Source organism: Alsobacter sp., assembly GCF_059501845.1.
The window spans coordinates 1-16,846 of record NZ_JCACDK010000022.1; the positions used below are offsets into that span (position 1 = coordinate 1).

17 protein-coding genes are annotated in these 16,846 nt (G+C 69.2%); 11 read left to right on the forward strand and 6 right to left on the reverse strand.

Translation table 11 applies throughout. From position 1 onward, the window contains the following. The first annotated feature begins 179 nt into the window (after window positions 1-179). Together AC5JCN_RS26395 and AC5JCN_RS26400 are read left to right on the forward strand one after the other, a co-directional pair. Window positions 180-1,058 (forward strand): extensin-like domain-containing protein, encoded by an 879-nt coding sequence (locus AC5JCN_RS26395; protein WP_495758132.1) that lies wholly within the window; start codon window positions 180-182, stop codon window positions 1,056-1,058. A gap of 77 nt (window positions 1,059-1,135) precedes the next feature. Continuing rightward, window positions 1,136-2,131 carry a L,D-transpeptidase family protein gene (locus tag AC5JCN_RS26400; protein WP_495758133.1) on the forward strand — a complete coding sequence of 332 codons (996 nt, stop codon included), beginning with the start codon at window positions 1,136-1,138 and terminating at the stop codon, window positions 2,129-2,131. 46 nt (window positions 2,132-2,177) lie between these two features. On the opposite strand, the gene AC5JCN_RS26405 is transcribed toward AC5JCN_RS26400, so the two are convergent. Both AC5JCN_RS26405 and AC5JCN_RS26410 read right to left on the reverse strand, forming a co-directional pair. Next, window positions 2,178-3,143 carry a lytic transglycosylase domain-containing protein gene (locus AC5JCN_RS26405; RefSeq protein WP_495758134.1) on the reverse strand — a complete coding sequence of 322 codons (966 nt, stop codon included), beginning with the start codon at window positions 3,141-3,143 and terminating at the stop codon, window positions 2,178-2,180. After that, a complete protein-coding gene (locus AC5JCN_RS26410; RefSeq protein ID WP_495758135.1) occupies window positions 3,131-3,724 on the reverse strand; it encodes an MOSC domain-containing protein in 594 nt (197 codons plus the stop codon). The genes AC5JCN_RS26405 and AC5JCN_RS26410 overlap by 13 nt, the downstream gene beginning before the upstream one ends. A gap of 184 nt (window positions 3,725-3,908) precedes the next feature. On the opposite strand from AC5JCN_RS26410, the gene AC5JCN_RS26415 reads away from it, so the two are divergent. Continuing rightward, the gene (locus tag AC5JCN_RS26415; RefSeq protein ID WP_495758136.1) at window positions 3,909-5,363 is read left to right on the forward strand and encodes a DHA2 family efflux MFS transporter permease subunit; all 1,455 of its coding nucleotides are present in this window, start codon (window positions 3,909-3,911) and stop codon (window positions 5,361-5,363) included. Between the two features lie 9 nt (window positions 5,364-5,372). On the opposite strand, the gene AC5JCN_RS26420 is transcribed toward AC5JCN_RS26415, so the two are convergent. Both AC5JCN_RS26420 and AC5JCN_RS26425 read right to left on the reverse strand, forming a co-directional pair. Continuing rightward, on the reverse strand, window positions 5,373-5,573 hold the full coding sequence (locus AC5JCN_RS26420; RefSeq protein ID WP_495758137.1) for a hypothetical protein: 201 nt from the start codon (window positions 5,571-5,573) through the stop codon (window positions 5,373-5,375). Window positions 5,574-5,674: 101 nt separating this feature from the next. Further along, window positions 5,675-6,811: an FAD-dependent oxidoreductase gene (locus AC5JCN_RS26425; protein ID WP_495758138.1), complete on the reverse strand. Its 1,137-nt coding sequence runs from the start codon at window positions 6,809-6,811 to the stop codon at window positions 5,675-5,677. A gap of 102 nt (window positions 6,812-6,913) precedes the next feature. Between AC5JCN_RS26425 and arfB the strand changes: the two genes are divergently transcribed. From arfB to guaB, 6 genes are all read left to right on the forward strand, one after another. Next, on the forward strand, window positions 6,914-7,336 hold the full coding sequence (gene arfB, locus AC5JCN_RS26430) for an alternative ribosome rescue aminoacyl-tRNA hydrolase ArfB (protein WP_495758139.1): 423 nt from the start codon (window positions 6,914-6,916) through the stop codon (window positions 7,334-7,336). Between the two features lie 151 nt (window positions 7,337-7,487). Beyond that, window positions 7,488-7,943 (forward strand): response regulator, encoded by a 456-nt coding sequence (locus AC5JCN_RS26435; RefSeq protein ID WP_495758140.1) that lies wholly within the window; start codon window positions 7,488-7,490, stop codon window positions 7,941-7,943. Between the two features lie 79 nt (window positions 7,944-8,022). Continuing rightward, on the forward strand, window positions 8,023-9,135 hold the full coding sequence (locus AC5JCN_RS26440; protein WP_495758141.1) for a Ppx/GppA phosphatase family protein: 1,113 nt from the start codon (window positions 8,023-8,025) through the stop codon (window positions 9,133-9,135). Further along, window positions 9,132-9,917 (forward strand): RlmE family RNA methyltransferase, encoded by a 786-nt coding sequence (locus tag AC5JCN_RS26445; RefSeq protein WP_495758142.1) that lies wholly within the window; start codon window positions 9,132-9,134, stop codon window positions 9,915-9,917. Before AC5JCN_RS26440 ends, AC5JCN_RS26445 begins: the two co-directional genes overlap by 4 nt. Window positions 9,918-9,940: 23 nt before the next feature. Then, window positions 9,941-11,464, forward strand: a complete 1,524-nt coding sequence (gene pap / locus AC5JCN_RS26450) for a polyphosphate:AMP phosphotransferase (RefSeq protein WP_495758143.1) — start codon at window positions 9,941-9,943, stop codon at window positions 11,462-11,464. Between the two features lie 143 nt (window positions 11,465-11,607). Continuing rightward, window positions 11,608-13,116 (forward strand): IMP dehydrogenase, encoded by a 1,509-nt coding sequence (gene guaB, locus AC5JCN_RS26455; RefSeq protein ID WP_495758144.1) that lies wholly within the window; start codon window positions 11,608-11,610, stop codon window positions 13,114-13,116. A 52-nt stretch (window positions 13,117-13,168) separates the two neighbouring features. Here guaB and AC5JCN_RS26460 read toward each other — a convergent pair whose 3' ends face one another. Then, a complete protein-coding gene (locus AC5JCN_RS26460) occupies window positions 13,169-13,309 on the reverse strand; it encodes a hypothetical protein (protein WP_495758145.1) in 141 nt (46 codons plus the stop codon). 216 nt (window positions 13,310-13,525) lie between these two features. Between AC5JCN_RS26460 and AC5JCN_RS26465 the strand changes: the two genes are divergently transcribed. After that, complete coding sequence (locus AC5JCN_RS26465; RefSeq protein ID WP_495758146.1) at window positions 13,526-14,833, forward strand: RsmB/NOP family class I SAM-dependent RNA methyltransferase; 1,308 nt, start codon at window positions 13,526-13,528, stop codon at window positions 14,831-14,833. Window positions 14,834-14,846: 13 nt separating this feature from the next. Here the strand turns inward: AC5JCN_RS26465 and AC5JCN_RS26470 are convergent, their stop codons facing one another. Then, complete coding sequence (locus AC5JCN_RS26470; protein WP_495758147.1) at window positions 14,847-15,101, reverse strand: hypothetical protein; 255 nt, start codon at window positions 15,099-15,101, stop codon at window positions 14,847-14,849. Window positions 15,102-15,242: 141 nt separating this feature from the next. Between AC5JCN_RS26470 and guaA the strand changes: the two genes are divergently transcribed. Beyond that, on the forward strand, window positions 15,243-16,802 hold the full coding sequence (gene guaA / locus AC5JCN_RS26475) for a glutamine-hydrolyzing GMP synthase (RefSeq protein ID WP_495758148.1): 1,560 nt from the start codon (window positions 15,243-15,245) through the stop codon (window positions 16,800-16,802). The last annotated feature ends 44 nt before the right edge of the window (window positions 16,803-16,846 follow it).

A 16,846-nucleotide genomic window follows, 5' to 3' on the forward strand; every position in this document is an offset into this window, starting at 1 on the left:
AAGCTCCGACGTCAACACCGCCATACAGGACACCATCGCCAAAGCCGAAGGGTGACCGCTGGCCGTCCCCCAGGGAACACGGGCCGCCTCGCGCGGCCCGTTCGCGTTTCGGGAGTTCTGTTCGCGGCAATTCAATCTGAGCGTGCAGAACCGCAGGCGCCGCCGTAGCGTTGGGGGGCATGCGCCCAGCCCCCGTCACGGCCATCGCCGTCCTTTTCGCAGCCGCCATCTTAGCCCCGGCACTCGCCGCCGGCGACGCGCTCGCACCGCCGCTCCCGCCCGAGCGGCCGGAGCCCGCAGGTCCACCTCCGCCACCCGCCAAGGATGTTCCTGTCCCACCCGAGCGTCCCGCCGGGGCGGCGGACGCTGCCGCATCCGGTGCCTCGGAGGCGCCCGCCACACCCGCGTCCCTCGCCGGGGAAGGCGACGTGCCGCCGCTTCCGCCGGAGCGTCCGGGCGACCTCCAGCAGGGGCAGGCCGCGCGCCCGGATTCGCCTCCGCCCGACACGACGGAGCCGGAAGAGGAGGCCTGCCGGACCCGCCTGAAGGAACTCGGCGCGGCGTTCGAGCCTCTCCCCGCCATCGTCGAGGGCGCTTGCGGCGCCCCCCGTCCGCTGAAACTGACGGGGCTCGGCGGCGATGTCGCAGTGCCGTCAGGCCCGACGGTCACCTGCAAGGTGGCTGAAGGCCTCGCGCTTTGGAACCGTGACGTGCTCGTGCCGGCGGCCAGGGCCGGCTGGAGCGAGCCGCTGAAGGCGGTGCAGATCGGCACCTCGTACCAGTGCCGCAGCCAGAACCACGTGCCGGGCGCCAAGCTCAGCGAGCACGCCTTCGCAAACGGCGTCGACGTCGCTGCTTTCGAGATCGGCAAGGGAAAGACCGTGGGCGTTACCACCCAGCCGCCGGGGTCGCCGGAGGAGGTGTTCCAGAAGGCGGCGCGGGAAGGCGCCTGCAAGACCTTCACCACCGTGCTCGGGCCGGGCAGCGACCCGTCGCACGCCACCCATCTGCACCTCGACCAGCGCGAGCGCAGCAGGGGTTATCGCATCTGCCAGTAGGACGAGGAACTTGCGCCCGGTCTCGCGCTTTGTCCGGCGCGGCCGGGGAGGGCGGGCGCCGCCGGAGTGTCTATCCAATGCGCGCTCACCTGTCCGTTCTCCTCATCCTCGCCCTCGTGGGCCTCCCGGCCATGCCCGCGCTGGCTAGGCCCCGGCACGCGGCGACGGCCGTCCGGCTCGACGCCGCCACCATCGACTCCGCCGCATTCGAGCGCCGTGCCCGCAAGGGCATCGATCCCGCTTTGATACGCGCCGCCGTGCTGCTCGACCGGATGCGCTTCTCGCCCGGCGTCATCGATGGCCGCGGCGGCGACAACATCGACCGTGCCGTCGGCGCCTGGCAGCGCAGCAACGGCGTCCCCGAGACGGGAAAGCTGGACCGCGAGACCTATGAGCGCCTCACCCGCGACGCGGGGCCGGTAATCATGGAGTACGAGATCACCGCCGGTGACGAGAAGGGGCCCTACGTCAAGAAGATCCCGCCCAAGCTGGAGAAACAGGCGGCCCTGAAGCGGCTCGGCTACCGCACCGTGGTCGAGATGCTGGCCGAGCGCTTCCACATGGACGAGCGGCTCCTGCGTACCCTCAACCCGAAGAGCCCTTTCAAGGAAGGCGACCGCATTCTCGTCGCCGACGTCACCCGTCCAAAGGAGGACGAGAGGGCCGACATGCTGGAGGTCGACAAGCAGGACCGGCGGTTGCGCGCCTATTCGGCGGACGGAAAGTTGCTGGCGAGCTACCCCGCCTCGATCGGAAGCGAGGAGAAGCCCGCGCCCTCCGGCCGTTTCGAGGTGCTGCGGATCGCCCGCAATCCGACCTGGACCTACAATCCCAAGTTTGCCTTCAAGGGGCTGGAGGTCGACCGGCCCGTGAAACTCGCGGCCGGACCGAACAATCCGGTTGGAGCAGTCTGGATCGACCTCTCGGCCGAGACCTACGGGATCCACGGCACGCCGGAACCGCGCCTCGTCGGCAAGAGCTTCTCGCATGGCTGCGTGCGGCTCACCAACTGGGACGTTCTCGACCTCGCAGCCCTCGTGCACAAAGGCACGAAGGTGGATTTCGCCGAGTAGCCAGCATTTCGTCATCGCGAGCGAGGCGAAGCTCGTCGCAAGAACGTCACGCCCGCTTCGGCGCTCTCCCGGTCCGCAGGACGAGGCAGGCGCCGCCGGCCTGGCGCAGACGGTTGCAGAGCGCGTTCGCCTCCTGCCGGGACGGGGCGCCGGCGCGGATCTGGTAGAAGGCGCGCGTGCCGCGGCTTCTCAGCAGCGAGCGGATGATCATGGGATCGTGTCCCGCCAGCACGGCGCCGAAACGCTTCTCGGCGCGGTCATACGACATCAGCGCGCGCGCCTTCGAGAAGCCGCCGCTCAGCTGCACGCCCCAGGGCTGCGTGACGCCGATCCCGACGCGGCGCTCCAGCGCCTCCACATACTGGCTCCTCGGCCGCCCCAGCATGGCGCGCACTGCAGTGCAGTTCTGATCGCCCGCCGGGTCGAGCCTGCCGGCGTCGCGGCCCGCCTGCACCCAGTCCTCCACCGGGTGCCCGGTGATGGACAGGACGTAGTCGCGCGTCTCCCACGGGAGCCCGCCGCTGCCCGCGAGGAAATTCTCCACCCGCTTGGGCCCGCCATTATAGGCGGCGGCGGCGAGGCCGAGATTGCCGAACCGGTCGCGCAGTTCCTTCAGGAACTCGGCCGACCGCGGCAGGGCCTGCACGGGATCGAACGGATCCAGCAGCCCGCGCTCGGCCGCGGTGCCCGGCATGAATTGCGCGATGCCCTGCGCGCGCTCGCCGCTGCGCGTCACCGGCCCCTCGACCTGCGTGCGGAAGCTGCTCTCCTGCCCGATCAGGCGGGTGAAGAACGAGACGGGAAGGCCGTTTGCGGTCGCCGCCGATTCGATCAGCAGGCAGATCGCGTCCGCCACCGCGGCATTGGCGGTGGTGTCGCCGGTTGTGGCGAGCCCGGGAGGCCCGTCCCGATCCTTGTCGGAAGCGTGCGCCACCCCGGCCAGCAGGGCCAGCACGACGGCAGTGCCCGCGAGCCACCGGCCTGCGGCGGGGGCGGCTGTCACCAGACCCATTGTTCCGGGATGCGCAGTTCGGCCGTCTCGCCGGTCGTCACGGTGCCGGCCCGCTCCACCCAGGCGACGAGGCCCCGGCGGCGGCTGGCCACCTTCACGAAGTCGAGATCGAGGCCTGGCCTGCCGGGGTGCTGGGCGGCGATGTTGCGGCCCGGACCGCGGCACGGCGCATTCTGGTCCTCGACGGCAAGAGCGAGCTTCCCGGGGAACATCAGCCGCGTCCCGCGCGGAAGGAAGGAAAAGCTGGGAACGCCGGACACGACGATGTTGGCGCCCAGCCACTCGGCCATGACCTCGGGGATGCCGAGGTCGGCGGCGACGCCGTCAAGCTCCTCCCGCGACACGAGGGAGACCTGGCGCGAGTTCCGGATGGGCGTTCCGCGCGGAAACCAGGGCACGCGCACGTCTGCGCCGCGGCTGAAGCCGCGATGGCGCTCCCGTCCCTCACCCAGAACGATCCCCTCGAGATCCATCTCGACACGCTCGACGGGCCGCGTCGCGAAGGTGGAGCCGTCTGCAACCAGCACGGCCTCGACGCGGCAGGAAAGCTTGCGGGCGGGGGTGACGGCGGTCTCAGTCATGGGGGCTCCAGGCGTGGGCGCCCCTCTTAGCATGGCAGCGCGGCGCGGACAGCGGGTTCCCGCGCGAGGCACCTGGTCCTATGTCTCGAGGTGTGGACCGGCAGCCGCGCGGGTCTGACGCGGGAACTGCACTCCTGCTTTGCCGTTCGCAATTGCTCTCTGCCGTTCCGCCCGAGGTTCCGGCTTGTCCCTGTCACTTTCGTCGTTGCCGAAGGAGCGCCTCGTCCCGCTCATCGTGGCGACGGCCCTCTTCATGGAAAATCTCGATGCGACGGTGCTCTCCACCTCGCTGCCGGCGATCGCGCGCGACCTGAACGAGAGCCCGATCGCGCTGAAGCTGGCGCTGACGTCCTATCTCCTCGCGATCGCCATCTTCATCCCCGCCTCGGGCTGGGTGGCCGACCGCTTCGGCGCGCGCACCGTGTTTCGCGCCGCCATGCTCGTCTTCGCGGCGGGCTCCATCGGCTGCGGGCTGTCCGTCGACATGCCGACGCTGGTCGCCGCCCGCGTGCTGCAGGGCGTCGGCGGTGCGATGATGATTCCGGTCGGCCGCCTCGTCGTGCTGCGCACAGTGGATCGCACGCAGCTCGTCAACGCGCTCGCCTGGCTGACCATTCCCGCCCTCCTCGGGCCCGTGATGGGTCCGCCGCTCGGCGGCTTCATCACCACCTACTTTTCCTGGCGCTGGATCTTCTGGATCAACCTGCCGATCGCGGCGCTCGGGGTCGTGCTGGCGACGCTCTTCATTCCCGATATCAGGGGCGAGGAGCGCACGCGGTTCGATGCGCTGGGGTTCCTGCTGGTCGGCCCGGGGCTCGCCTCGTTCCTCACGGGGGCGACGCTCGCCGGGCTCGGCCTCCTGCCGGGCTACGGCATCGTGCTGTTGATGGGGGCCGGCGCGGCTTTGCTGGTCGCCTATGTCCGCCACGCCATGCGGGCCGAGAACCCCATCATCGACCTCAAGCTGCTGCGCCTGCCCACCTTCCGGGCCAGCGTCACCGGCGGCTTTCTCTTCCGCGTGGGCGTGGGAGCGACGCCCTTCCTGCTGCCGCTGATGCTGCAGACCGGGTTCGGCCTCTCTCCCTTCAACTCCGGGCTCCTGACCTTCACCACCGGCATCGGCGCCATGGCGATGAAGCTCGTCGCGGCGCCCATCCTGCGGCGCTTCGGCTTTCGCCGGGTGCTGGTGCTGAATGCCGTCCTGTCGTCTGCCTTCGTCGCAATGCCTTCGCTGTTCACGGCGGCCACGCCGTGGTTCCTGATCGTCGGAGGGCTGGCGCTGGGCGGCTTCCTGCGCTCGCTCCAGTTCACCAGTATCAACGCCGTCGCCTATGCCGACGTGCCGTCCCCGCAGCTGTCGCGGGCCACCAGCTTCACGACCGTGCTGCAGGAGCTGTCGGGCTCCGTCGGTGTCTCGATGGCGGCGCTGGGACTGGAGGGGCTCGGCGTGCTGACGGGGTCCGACCCGCTGGAACTCGGGCATTTTCCGATCGTCTTCGCGGTCATCGGCGTGCTCTCGGCGCTTTCGGCGGTGATCTTCTGGCGCCTGCTGCCGGCCGGAGCGGGCGCGGACCTCGTCGCCCGCCGCACGGGGGCGCCGGCGGCCGCTCCGTCCGCCGCCGGCGCGCCTGCGGAATAGACCTGCCGCCTATTGGCCGGCCATGCACTTCTTCATGAAGTCCTTGCGCTGCTTGGCGAGGATCTGGTTGGCTCCCTTGCCGGACAGTCCGGCCTCCTTGGCCTTCTGCATGCAGGCGTCCCGCTTGACCGGGTCGGTGACCGACTGTGCCATGGCGACGCCGGCCATGAGGCTGATCGAGACGGCTGCGAGGATCGTGAGGCGGATCATCGGCGTTTCTCCCATCAGTGAGGGTGCCGGACCAGCCTAAGCTTCCGCTGGAGAAATGCTCGCTTTAGTTGTGCCTTGGCCCGCGCGGGCTGTTCACGTTCTCAGGATCGGCCGACAGACTTCAGTCCCTCGACGAAGCGCTTGTCGATGAACCGCTTCCATCGCCACACCCAATGGCCCGCGACCGACAGTCCGTTGCGGGTCGCGACGGCCTGCCGTCCCCCGGTGGTGAGGATGGCCAGCATGGCACGCTGGGCCTCATAGGGCGGCGGCGCGTCGCCGCGGGCGGACGCGAGCAGCGACCTTGCCAGCATTTCGCCCTGGCGCACGGCGTGGACGCCAGCCTTGGGAAGTGGGCGCACATCGAAAGACGCGGCATCGCCAACGACGAAGATGGACTCGTGTCCCGTGGCACGCAGCGTGCGGTCGACGCGGATGAAGCCCGCCTCGTCGGTCTCGAGAACCGAGCGAGACAGCCAGGGGTGGGGCGCGGCGTGGCCTGCCCAGATGGCCGCGGTCACCGGGATCGAGCGGCCGTCGGCAAGGCGGAGGGAGTCAGCTCCGACCTCCGTAACCCCGGTGCCCGCATGGACCGTGATGCCGCGTTCGGCGAGGAGTCGCTCGAACCGCCGGACCACCGATCCCGGAAAGCCGTCGAGGATCGTGCGATCCGCCACGAGCGCCAGGGGAACCCGCGCGCCTGCCGGAGCAGCGGAGTTGAACCGGTGATGGAGCGCCAGCACGACCTCGACCCCCGCGGCGCCGGCGCCGACGACGGCGAGAGGCGGATCCAACGGCCCGGGAAGCCGGCGCTCGAGATCTCCCAGCGCGCTCAGGAAGCCGGACAGCGGCCGCAGAGGGATGGCATGTCGCTCGCCCCCGGCAACGCTGGAGAGGGCGGAGATGGCGCCCACGTCCAGCGAAAGCACGTCGTAGTCCAGCGTGCCGCCCCCGCGGAGCCGGACGGACCTCTGGCCCGGCAGAACCTCGACGACGGCGTCGCGCAGCACTGTGGCGCCGCAGGCCGTGGCGAGCGGGGCGACCGGGATGGCGAGCTCACCGCGTTCAAAATGGCCCGCGATCAACCCGGGGACCATTCCGGAATAGAGCGACTCGGGTTCAGGCTCGACGATAGTCAGCGCAATGCCGTCGCGGGTCATGCCTGCCAGGTTGCGCAGGGCAACGAGATGAGCGTGGCCGGCGCCGGCAAGGATAATCCGGACTGGGGCGGGGCTCATGCGGCATCCGGGACGGAGGGCCGACCGCCTTCCGCGAAAGACCGCCGGGACCTATGAAGGGCGGGGCGCAAGCGCAGGGATGGCAGGAGAACGGAAGAGGCCATGATCAGGGTTACGCCCCGCATTGCCCTGGAGGACGACGAACTCCAGGAGAGCTTCGTCCGGGCTTCGGGGCCGGGCGGGCAGAACGTAAACAAGGTCTCCACGGCCGTCGAGCTTCGCTTCGACATGGCGCGATCGCCAGGGATCCCGGATCCCGTGAAGGTTCGCCTCGCGGTCCTGGCCGGCAGCCGGCTGACCAAGGAGGGTGTGATCGTCATCTTCTCCCAGGAGCACCGGACGCAGGACCGCAACCGCGCGGAGGCACGCGAAAAGCTGTTCGCTCTCATCCGCGAGGCCGCAGTGATCCCGCGGGTACGCCGTCCGACGAAGCCGACCCGCGCCTCGAAAGAAAGGCGGCTGGCGGGTAAGACGATCCGGTCCGGCATCAAGCGCAACCGAAACGCACGTCCTGGGGACGAGTGAGACGGAGTTCCATTGCGCGGATTGAGCAGGTCAGATCACCGTGCCAATGTTTCAGTATCTCTTCACTAATCGCATCACCAGTGATGGCGAAAGTTTCACACCATGATAGATTCAGATCTAATTCATTTGTCCAATAACGCTCATTTCTACGATGATCAAGCCACCACAGCTTCCAGATCTGTCCGTACTGGTTGCGGAATCCAGTGAATACCAGCGGCGCCTTCTTCGCGAGGCGCTCAGGAGCGCGGCCATCCGGAAAGTCTATGAGGTCCCGGACGGTCAGGCGGTGATCGCTGCCTCGACCAGGCTCTTGCCCGATGTGCTCATTCTCGACACGGATCTCCCCGGCGCATCGACCCTGGAAATCATGCGGGCGCTGACCAGGCACCCTGTCACCATGCCCATCATTCTCACGGTGTCGCGGCCGACAGTGCCGTTCATCGAGGCGGCGATGCGCCTTGGCCTCCGCGACATACTCGCGCGCCCGATCAAGCCGAGCGCACTCTGGGCCAGGCTGGATACGCTGGTCGCTACCGGCCGAATTCGTCCGGGCCTGTTCGTGGGGCCATCCGGCGCGGAAGCCGAACTGGGCTCCGCGCGCTTCTGATGAGCCGCAGGCACCCGATTCACTTGGCAGAAATCGCCGCCGCTTGTTAAGCTCTCATGACAGGTGTCGGAGAGTCCAAGTGTCGGCCGTGGACGAGCATGGCGCGGTGGCAGCCGTCGATCCGGTCGCCGCTCTCGCAGGAGAAGGCGTTGCGTGGCTGCGGCCTGCCGTGCCGGCCCAGCCGTCCGAGGGGCAGGACGCTGCGCGCCGTGGCCCGACCTATGCGGCCCTGGACCTCGGCACCAACAATTGCAGGCTGCTGGTCGCGCGTCCGTCTCCCGACGGCTTTCGGGTCGTCGACGCATTCTCCCGGATCGTCCGCCTCGGCGAGGGCCTCGCGGCGTCGCGCCGACTGAACGACGCCGCCATCGGCCGCACCATCGACGCGCTCAAGGTCTGCCGGTCCAAGATGGAGGCTCGCGGCGTCACCCGGGCGCGGCTCATCGCGACCGAGGCGTGCCGGGCCGCGGAGAACGGATCCGACTTCGTCGACCGCGTGCGCGAGGAGGCCCTGCTCGACCTGGAGGTGGTCGACCGCGAAACCGAGGCGCATCTGGCCGTGGCCGGCTGCGCCGTCCTGGCCGACCCCGTCGCGGAGAGCACGCTGCTCTTCGACATCGGCGGAGGGTCGTCTGAACTCGTCTGGCTGTCCGGTGGACGTGGCGCGCCGCGCTCGCGGGTTCGGGCATGGATCTCTCTTCCGGTCGGCGTCGTGACGCTGGCGGAGCGCCATGGCGGAGTGCACGTCACCCGCGCCATGTTCGAGGACATGACGGACGAGGTGCGCGGCCTTCTGGCGCCTTTCACGCGAAAGGTCTCGGGAGCGCGCCGTTGCCACCGTTTCCACCTGCTCGGCACGTCCGGCACGGTCACGACCATCGCGGGTGTGCATCTGGGGCTTCCCCGCTACGATCGCCGCCGTGTCGACGGGCTCTGGATGCGCGACGCCGAGGTGTCGGAAGTCATCGGCCGGCTCCTCGAAATGTCGTTTGAGGAACGGTCCGCGAATGCCTGCATCGGGCATGAGAGAGCCGACCTCGTCCTTGCCGGCTGTGCCATTCTCGAGGCAATCCGGCGCAGCTTTCCGTCTCCCCGGCTGCGCATCGCCGACCGCGGACTGCGCGAAGGCATCCTCATGCAACTCATGAACGAAGACGGCGTGTGGAAGGAGCCCCGGAGGCGCAGGCCTTGACCAAGCCGGGAGGACCCCGCAGCGGGTCCGGCAAGGGTAGCGCGCCTGTTGCGTCCGGCCGCGAGGGCGGCCGGTCGCTCAAGCAGCGCGTGAAGTCCTCCGCCAAACGGACGGTGTCCCAGAACCGCTGGCTTGAGCGCCAGCTGAACGACCCCTACGTCGCGCGGGCCAAGCTGGAAGGCTACCGCTCGCGCGCGGCCTACAAGATCCTGGAAATCGACGACAGGGCGAAGCTCTTCCGCCCCGGCGGCAGGGTCGTCGATCTCGGCGCCGCCCCTGGCGGCTGGGCGCAGGTCGCCGCCGCGCGGGTGGGCTCCGTCCACGGAAAGGGCAGGGTCATCGGCATCGACCTCCTGCCCATCGACCCCATCCCCGGCGTTCAGTTCGAGGTCATGGACTTCCTCGACGACAGCGCGCCGGAGAGGCTCAAGGCCATGCTCGGCGGGCAGGCCGACGTGGTGATGTCCGACATGGCCGCCAACACCACGGGCCACAAGAAGACGGATCATTTGCGCATCATCGGGCTGGCCGAGATGGCCGCCGACTTCGCCCGGTCCGTGCTGGCACCCGGCGGAGCGTTTCTCGCAAAGGTGCTGCAGGGCGGGACCGAGCGGGAGGTGCTGAACGATCTCAAGCGCGACTTCGCGCAGGTGAAACACCTCAAGCCTGCGGCCAGCCGGTCGGATTCGGCGGAACTTTATGTTCTGGCGACCGGCTTCCGCGGGCGCAGGGACGCACCGGCTGCCGAAGACGGCCCGGAGGAGGGCGACGGGCTCGCCTGAAGCCCGCGTCAAAGGGGGATGCCATGTTCGAATCCGCGCGCCTCGAGCATGTGCTCGACAAGGATGCCTTCGACGCCGTGGAGCCGGCGCTTCGCACCGACCTGCTCGACGCCCAGTTCGACCTGATCGAGGCCAAGCGGCACGCGGTGATGGTCGTCCTCGCCGGACCGGACGGCGCCGGCAAGGGAGAGGTGCTGAACCGCCTCTACGAGTGGCTGGACGCCCGCCACCTCGACACGCTTGCCTATGGGGAACGCACGGAGGAGGAGCGCTGCCGTCCCGCCCAGTGGCGCTACTGGCGCGACATGCCGGCCAAGGGCGAGATCGGCATCGTGATCGGCTCCTGGTATCACGAGCTCCTGCTGCTGCGCGCGACGGGGAAGATGAAGAGCGAGGCCTTCGCGGCCACTCTCCGGCGCATCAACGACATGGAGGCGATGCTGCACGCCGACGGCGTGCGCTTCGTCAAGATCTGGCTCCACATCGATCCCGAGGTCTCGCAGAAGCGCCATCGCAGGCAGCAGAAGGAAGGCGTCGATACACATCCCATCGTCGAGGAATGGGGAGAGATCGACACGAAGAAGGAGCGTGCCCGGATGGTGAAGGGCGCGCTGGAAGCTGTCCGCGTCACCTCGACCGGACCTGCTCCATGGCAGGTCGTGCCCGCCGCGGACATTCACTACAGGGATGCCGAGGTCGGCAGGCTGGTGCTCGAGGCGATCCGCGGCGCCCTGGCAGAGCCACCGCCGCCCCGCGGCGTTCCGGAGACGATCAGCCCCAAGGGAAAAGGCGCTGCCGCGAAACGGGCGACACAGGTCGCCGCCCTCGTGCGCCGGCCGGTCACCGAGTCGCTCGACATGACCGCGTCGGTGACGAAAGAAGAGTACGAGGAGGAGATCGCCGATCTCCAGGGCAAGCTCCGGCGCTACGCCCGGTCCCCGCGCTTCGAGAAGGTCGGGCTGGTCTGCGCGTTCGAAGGCAATGACGCCGCCGGAAAGGGCGGCGCCATCCGTCGGGTACGCCAGTGCTTCGACCCGCGCCGCTTCCGCGTGCATCCCGTGGCTGCGCCCACCGCGGAGGAGCGGGGCTACCCGTACCTGTGGCGCTTCTGGCGTCATATCCCGCGCATCGGCAACACCGCCTTCTTCGACAGGAGCTGGTACGGGCGGGTGCTGGTCGAGCGGGTCGAGGGATTCTGCACGCCGGACGACTGGCGGCGGGCCTATGACGAGATCAACGAATTCGAGCAGGCGCTGCACGAAGCCGGCTACGTCGTCATGAAGTTCTGGCTCGCCATCACGCCGGAAGAGCAGATGCGCAGGTTCAAGGCGCGCGAGGAGACGTCGTTCAAGCGCTTCAAGATCACGCCGGAAGACTGGCGGAATCGCGAGAAGTGGCCGCTTTACGAGGCGGCCGTGACCGAGATGGTCGACCGCACTTCGACCGACCATGCGCCCTGGACGCTCGTTCCGGCCAACGACAAGCGCTATGCCCGCCTCAAGGTGCTGCGCACCATTGCCGAGCGTCTGGACGCTGCGCTGGATTGACACGGGCCACGCCCGCGCTTGAAAGCCGCTTTCGACTCGTCGGCCGTCATGCTAACAGCACTCGCCAACCTGATGACACGAGGGCGCGCGGTCTCCGCGGCGCCCTTTCTCGTTCATCTCCCCCGTGCGGACAGGAGTTGGCCATGGCGAATACGAGCAAGTCCGGCGGCAGTCGTGCCAGCATCCGCGAAGCGCTGACGTTCGACGACGTGCTGCTGCAGCCCGGCCATTCCGAGGTGATGCCGTCCGATGTCAGCGTCGCCACGCGGCTGACCCGCTCGATCTCGCTCAACCTCCCCATCGTGTCTTCTGCCATGGACACGGTGACGGAAGCCCGCCTCGCCATTGCCATGGCGCAGGCCGGCGGCATCGGCGTCATCCACCGCAATCTCACGCCGGAGGAGCAGGCGGCCGAGGTGCGGACGGTGAAGAAGTTCGAGAGCGGCATGGTGGTGAACCCCGTCACCATTCACCCGGACGAGACCCTCGCCGACGCTCTGGCGCTCATGAAGAAGCACGGCATTTCCGGCATCCCCGTCGTCGAGCGCGGCCCGGCCGGCCGGCCCGGCATGCTGGTCGGCATCCTCACCAACCGCGACGTCCGCTTCGCCGACCATCCGGCCCAGCCCGTCTCGGAACTGATGACCAAGGACCGGCTGATCACGGTGCGCGAGGGCGTGACCCAGGACGAGGCGCGCCGGCTCCTGCACCAGTTCCGCATCGAGAAGCTGCTGGTCGTCGACGACCACTATCGCTGCATCGGCCTGATCACCGTGAAGGACATGGAGAAGCAGGTCGCCCATCCCGGTGCGTCCAAGGACCAGGCGGGGCGCCTGCGCGCTGCCGCGGCGACGACGGTGGGCGAACAGGGCTTCCTCCGTGCCGAGATGCTGATCGACGCAGGCTGCGACGTGATCGTGGTCGACACCGCCCACGGCCACTCCCAGCGCGTGCTGGAATCCGTGAACCGCATCAAGAAGCTGTCCAACGCGGTGCAGATCGTTGCCGGCAACGTGGCAACGGCCGAGGGCACCCGCGCGCTGATCGACGCCGGCGCGGACGCCATCAAGGTCGGCATCGGGCCGGGCTCGATTTGCACCACCCGCATCGTGGCGGGCGTCGGCGTTCCGCAGCTCACCGCTGTCATGGACGCCGCGGAGGTCGCGGCCGCCGCCGACGTTCCCGTCATCGCCGATGGCGGAATCAAGTTCTCAGGCGATCTCGCCAAGGCCTTGGCGGCGGGGGCGGAAGTCGCAATGGTAGGATCGCTGCTGGCCGGCACGGACGAGAGCCCCGGCGAGGTGTTCCTCTATCAGGGGCGGTCCTACAAGGCCTATCGCGGGATGGGCTCGGTCGGCGCCATGGCGCGCGGCTCGGCCGACCGCTACTTCCAGCAGGACATCAAGGACACGCTGAAGCTGGTGCCCGAGGGCATCGAGGGCCAGGTGCCGTACAAGGGCCCGGTCGGCAGTGTTCTGCATCAGCTCGCAGGCGGCCTGCGCGCCGCCATGGGCTATGTCGGCGCCCGCGACCTCTCCGACTTCCGGGCCAAGGCTGAGTTCGTGCGGATCACCTCGGCGGGCTTGCGCGAGAGCCACGTGCACGACGTGACGATCACGCGCGAGAGCCCGAATTATCCCACCCGCGTCTGAGATCCCGCCCGGCCGCAACCGCAGCCGGGCAGGAGGGTGGTGCGTCGCCCGTTCAGCGGCCGGATTCGAGGTCGCTCTTGGCGTCGAGCTTCTTCTGGGGAATGACTGGCGCGGGCGGCGGGGGCGTTGTGGCACAGGCTGCGACTGCCGCTGCGATGATGACGGCGGCCAGAAGGCGGAACACTTTGGTCATTCTGGAATCCTTGAAGAATCGCCGGTCTCGGCGGCCGGAGTCACCGGCGCGACTGTGGCAGTCATGCGGCAGAGCTGGCGCCGGTGTCCGGTATTCCTTGCCGCCGCACACCGGCCGGTGCTCATCTGACCCGCGATCCGCTTCGCGTCTCCTCGCATTCAAGCCTTTCCGCTGCAGCTCCGGCGGGGCTGTCCGACGACCCGGGATTCAAACCTCATGACCCCGTCTGCCCGCCTGTCAGCCGCCATCGAGGTGATCGCCGACATCGCGTCGCGCCGCCGTCCGGCCTCCGAGGCTCTCAAGGACTGGGGGCTGAACCACCGCTTCGCCGGATCGGGAGACCGGGCCGCGATCTCCGGCTTCGTTTACGACGCCCTGCGCCGCCGTGCCTCGGCCGCCTGGCTGATGGGCTCGGATGAGCCGCGCGCCGCGCTCATCGGCGCACTGCGCCTCGCCCGGGGCTGGGAACCTGCCCGCATCGCGGGCCAGTTCACGGGTGAGCGTTTCGCGCCCGAGCCGTTGTCGGAAGCCGAAACAGCTGCCATCGACCGCGATGCCGAAGCTGCTCTGGCCTTCGCGCCCCCCTGGGTCGCCGGCGACTATCCGGAATGGATGGATCCAGCTCTGGCCGCGACCTTCGGCGAGGCGAGACTGGGCGAGGCGCAGGCCCTGGCGCGGCGCGCGCCCGTGGACCTGCGCATCAATACGCTCAAGGCCGGCCCCGAGAAGGTGGCGGGTGAACTGGCCCATCTGGGAGCAAAGCCGACGAGGCTCTCGCCCCTCGGGCTGCGCATAGCGCTGGGCGAGGACGCCCGGGCACCCGCAGTGCAGGCCGAGCCGGCGTTCCAGAAAGGCTGGGTCGAGATCCAGGACGAGGGCTCGCAGCTTGCGGCCATGCTCGCCGCCGCCGATCCCGGCATGCAGGTCATCGATCTCTGCGCAGGAGGCGGGGGCAAATCGCTGGCCCTCGCGGCCGCCATGGACAATCGCGGCCAGATCTTCGCGACCGACAGCGACAAGCGCCGCCTGGCGCCGATCTTCGAGAGGCTGACGCGCGCGGGCGCCCGCAACGTGCAGGTGCGCGCACCGAAGGGAAGAGACGACGACCCCGTCCGCGACCTCGCTGGCCGCGCCGACCTCGTCCTCGTCGACGCCCCCTGCACGGGCACCGGAACTTGGCGGCGAAATCCGGACGCCAAATGGCGCGTGCGGCCCGGCAGCCTGGACGACCGCATCGCGGAGCAGGCCACGGTGCTCGACCGTGGCGCTGCGCTGGTGAAGCCGGGCGGCAGGCTCGTCTACGTCACGTGCTCGGTCCTCGCCGCGGAGAACGACGGCTCCGTAGCCGCCTTCCTCGGCCGTCACCCGGACTATTCCTCGGTCGACCCTCAGCGCGCCGCGGAGGATGCCGGTCTGTCCGATCTGGCGAGGTTCCGTTCGCAGGACGGCTTCGGCCTTCAGCTCTCGCCGCTGAGAACGGAAACCGACGGGTTCTACGTCGCGTCCCTGCGCCGCGCCGCCTGAGCGGCGCGCGGCGTCAGTACGCCGGCGGCCGGCGCTTCTTGGTGGTGCGGTGATGTGAGGTGTGCGGCACGCCGCTGGCACTCGCCACGGACGGCCCGGTCACCCCGCCGACCACGCCGCCCGCGACGGCACCCACGGGCCCGCCGACGGCTGCGCCAGCAACGGCTCCGACTCCCACGCCGGACGCACGCTCCTCCGTGGTGCTGCATGCGGCGAGGCCGGTGGCGGCGAGAAGGGCGACGGCGAGGGAAACGGATCGTGCGGTCATGGTGACCTCCTGTTCTGGTTGCGCCCACAAACGCCCTGCAAGGCAGTCGGTTCGCGACGGTGCGATCGCGAAGCTGGGGGAGGCGCCGGGTGAGGCTGCGCGCGATGTTGCGGGCGTCCGGCGCTTGACGTAGCAAGGGCCATGACCGAGCCCCATCACGACAAGATCCTCATCGTCGACTTCGGCAGCCAGGTGACGCAGCTGATCGCCCGGCGCGTGCGCGAGGAGGGGGTCTACTCAGAGATCGTCCCGTTCCAGTCCGCCGAGGCCGCCTTCCGGCGCATGAGCCCGAAGGCCGTGATCCTCTCGGGCGGGCCGGAATCCGTGCACGAGGAGGGCAGCCCCCGGGCTCCCGAGGTGATCTTCGAATCCGGCGTCCCGGTGCTCGGCATCTGTTACGGCCAGATGACCATGGCCGCCCAACTCGGCGGCGACGTCGAGGGCGGCCACCACCGCGAATTCGGGCGCGCCGAGGTCGAGGTGCTCGCCGAGAGCAGGCTTTTTGACGATGTCTGGCGGCAGGGCGAAGCCTATCCGGTCTGGATGAGCCATGGCGACCGCATCACCCGCCTGCCGCCCGGCTTCGCGCGCTTCGGCACTTCCCCGAACGCGCCCTACGCCGTCATCGGCGACGAGGCGCGCAGCTATTACGGGCTGATGTTCCATCCCGAGGTCGTGCACACGCCGCATGGCGCGGCCCTGATCCGCAACTTCGTGCGGCGCATCGCCGGGGCGAAGGCCGACTGGTCGATGAAGGCGTTCCGGCAGGAGGCCATCGCCCGCATCCGCGAGCAGGTCGGAGAGGGTCGCGTGATCTGCGGCCTCTCTGGCGGAGTCGACTCGGCAGTCGCTGCGGTCCTCATCCACGAGGCGATCGGGGACCAGCTCACCTGCGTCTTCGTCGACCACGGGCTCCTGCGCCTCGCCGAGGGCCAGCGCGTGGTGACGCTCTTCCGCGACAGCTACAACATCCCGCTCGTCCACGTCGATGCCTCGGACACCTTCCTCGGCGCCCTTGCCGGCGTCACCGACCCCGAGCAGAAGCGCAAGACCATCGGCAGGCTCTTCATCGACGTGTTCGAGGCGGAGGCGAAGAAGCTCGGCGGAGCGGATTTCCTCGCCCAGGGCACGCTCTATCCCGACGTCATCGAGAGCGTCTCCTTCACCGGCGGTCCGTCGGTGACGATCAAGTCGCACCACAATGTCGGCGGCCTGCCCGATCGCATGAACATGAAGCTGGTCGAGCCGCTGCGCGAACTGTTCAAGGACGAGGTCCGCGTCCTCGGCCGCGAGCTCGGTCTGCCGGAGGCCTTCGTCGGTCGCCACCCATTCCCGGGTCCCGGTCTCGCGATCCGCATCCCCGGCGACATCACGCGCGAGAAGGCCGACATGCTCCGCCTCGCCGACGAGATCTTCCTCGAGGAGATCCGCCGCGCCGGGCTCTACGACGACATCTGGCAGGCCTTTGCCGTGCTGCTGCCGGTGAAGACCGTGGGCGTCATGGGCGACGGCCGCACCTATGACCATGTCTGCGCGCTGCGCGCCGTGACCTCCGTCGACGGCATGACGGCCGACTTCTACCCCTTCGACATGGACTTCCTCGGCCGTGCCGCCACCCGCATCATCAACGAGGTGCGCGGCATCAACCGGGTCGTCTACGACATCACGTCGAAGCCGCCCGGGACGATCGAGTGGGAGTGAGGGAGAGGATGGCCGTCCGGCGCGGCCACATCGAGGGGCCTCTC

Excerpts from the sequence above, each read along its gene's own strand:
- pap (WP_495758143.1), top strand. The coding sequence starts at position 9,941 with ATGTTCGAATCCGCGCGCCTCGAGCATGTGCTCGACAAGGATGCCTTC.
- AC5JCN_RS26470 (WP_495758147.1), bottom strand. The coding sequence starts at position 15,101 with ATGACCGCACGATCCGTTTCCCTCGCCGTCGCCCTTCTCGCCGCCACC.
- arfB (WP_495758139.1), top strand. The coding sequence starts at position 6,914 with ATGATCAGGGTTACGCCCCGCATTGCCCTGGAGGACGACGAACTCCAG.
- AC5JCN_RS26400 (WP_495758133.1), top strand. The coding sequence starts at position 1,136 with ATGCGCGCTCACCTGTCCGTTCTCCTCATCCTCGCCCTCGTGGGCCTC.
- guaB (WP_495758144.1), top strand. The coding sequence starts at position 11,608 with ATGGCGAATACGAGCAAGTCCGGCGGCAGTCGTGCCAGCATCCGCGAA.
- AC5JCN_RS26395 (WP_495758132.1), top strand. The coding sequence starts at position 180 with ATGCGCCCAGCCCCCGTCACGGCCATCGCCGTCCTTTTCGCAGCCGCC.
- guaA (WP_495758148.1), top strand. The coding sequence starts at position 15,243 with ATGACCGAGCCCCATCACGACAAGATCCTCATCGTCGACTTCGGCAGC.
- AC5JCN_RS26425 (WP_495758138.1), bottom strand. The coding sequence starts at position 6,811 with ATGAGCCCCGCCCCAGTCCGGATTATCCTTGCCGGCGCCGGCCACGCT.
- AC5JCN_RS26420 (WP_495758137.1), bottom strand. The coding sequence starts at position 5,573 with ATGATCCGCCTCACGATCCTCGCAGCCGTCTCGATCAGCCTCATGGCC.
- AC5JCN_RS26460 (WP_495758145.1), bottom strand. The coding sequence starts at position 13,309 with ATGACCAAAGTGTTCCGCCTTCTGGCCGCCGTCATCATCGCAGCGGCA.
- AC5JCN_RS26435 (WP_495758140.1), top strand. The coding sequence starts at position 7,488 with ATGATCAAGCCACCACAGCTTCCAGATCTGTCCGTACTGGTTGCGGAA.
- AC5JCN_RS26410 (WP_495758135.1), bottom strand. The coding sequence starts at position 3,724 with ATGACTGAGACCGCCGTCACCCCCGCCCGCAAGCTTTCCTGCCGCGTC.
- AC5JCN_RS26405 (WP_495758134.1), bottom strand. The coding sequence starts at position 3,143 with ATGGGTCTGGTGACAGCCGCCCCCGCCGCAGGCCGGTGGCTCGCGGGC.
- AC5JCN_RS26465 (WP_495758146.1), top strand. The coding sequence starts at position 13,526 with ATGACCCCGTCTGCCCGCCTGTCAGCCGCCATCGAGGTGATCGCCGAC.